Origin of the sequence: Hominimerdicola alba (assembly GCF_900112155.1) — a bacterium.
GTDB classification, from domain to species: domain Bacteria; phylum Bacillota; class Clostridia; order Oscillospirales; family Ruminococcaceae; genus Hominimerdicola; species Hominimerdicola alba_D.
The window spans coordinates 1-1,556 of the sequence record NZ_FOKQ01000097.1; the positions used below are offsets into that span (position 1 = coordinate 1).

Sequence of the window (1,556 nt, forward strand, 5' to 3'; positions counted from 1 at the left end):
ATTACTCTGAAGAGAGTATTAGGATACAACTTTATTAAGAGTTTGATCCTGGCTCAGGACGAACGCTGGCGGCACGCTTAACACATGCAAGTCGAACGAGCGAAAGGTGCTTGCACCTCTAGCTAGTGGCGGACGGGTGAGTAACACGTGAGCAATCTGCCTTTCGGTGGGGGATACCAATTGGAAACGATTGTTAATACCCCATAACATAACGAAGCCGCATGACTTTGTTATCAAAGATTTATTGCCGGAAGATGAGCTCGCGTCTGATTAGGTAGTTGGTGAGGTAACGGCTCACCAAGCCGACGATCAGTAGCCGGACTGAGAGGTTGAACGGCCACATTGGGACTGAGACACGGCCCAGACTCCTACGGGAGGCAGCAGTGGGGAATATTGCACAATGGGCGAAAGCCTGATGCAGCGATGCCGCGTGAGGGAAGAAGGTTTTAGGATTGTAAACCTCTGTCTTTGGGGACGATAATGACGGTACCCAAGGAGGAAGCTCCGGCTAACTACGTGCCAGCAGCCGCGGTAATACGTAGGGAGCGAGCGTTGTCCGGAATTACTGGGTGTAAAGGGAGCGTAGGCGGGATTGCAAGTCAGGTGTGAAATTTAGGGGCTTAACCCCTGAACTGCACTTGAAACTGTAGTTCTTGAGTGAAGTAGAGGTAAGCGGAATTCCTAGTGTAGCGGTGAAATGCGTAGATATTAGGAGGAACATCAGTGGCGAAGGCGGCTTACTGGGCTTTAACTGACGCTGAGGCTCGAAAGCGTGGGGAGCAAACAGGATTAGATACCCTGGTAGTCCACGCCGTAAACGATGATTACTAGGTGTGGGGGGACTGACCCCTTCCGTGCCGCAGTTAACACAATAAGTAATCCACCTGGGGAGTACGGCCGCAAGGCTGAAACTCAAAGGAATTGACGGGGGCCCGCACAAGCAGTGGAGTATGTGGTTTAATTCGAAGCAACGCGAAGAACCTTACCAGGTCTTGACATCGTACGCATAGCATAGAGATATGTGAAATCCCTTCGGGGACGTATAGACAGGTGGTGCATGGTTGTCGTCAGCTCGTGTCGTGAGATGTTGGGTTAAGTCCCGCAACGAGCGCAACCCTTACTGTTAGTTGCTACGCAAGAGCACTCTAGCAGGACTGCCGTTGACAAAACGGAGGAAGGTGGGGATGACGTCAAATCATCATGCCCCTTATGACCTGGGCTACACACGTACTACAATGGCTGTTAACAGAGGGAAGCAAAGTGGTGACACGGAGCAAAACCCTAAAAGCAGTCTTAGTTCGGATTGTAGGCTGCAACCCGCCTACATGAAGTCGGAATTGCTAGTAATCGCGGATCAGCATGCCGCGGTGAATACGTTCCCGGGCCTTGTACACACCGCCCGTCACGCCATGGGAGTCGGTAACACCCGAAGCCTGTGTTCTAACCGCAAGGAGGAAGCAGTCGAAGGTGGGATTGATGACTGGGGTGAAGTCGTAACAAGGTAGCCGTATCGGAAGGTGCGGCTGGATCACCTCCTTTCTATGGAGAACCGAAGC

General features: G+C 52.0%; 1 rRNA gene. It reads left to right on the top strand.

The features are described 5' to 3' along the window. Nucleotides 1-30 precede the first annotated feature (30 nt). Nucleotides 31-1,539, top strand: a 16S ribosomal RNA gene (locus BM265_RS19475). Nucleotides 1,540-1,556: the final 17 nt, after the last annotated feature.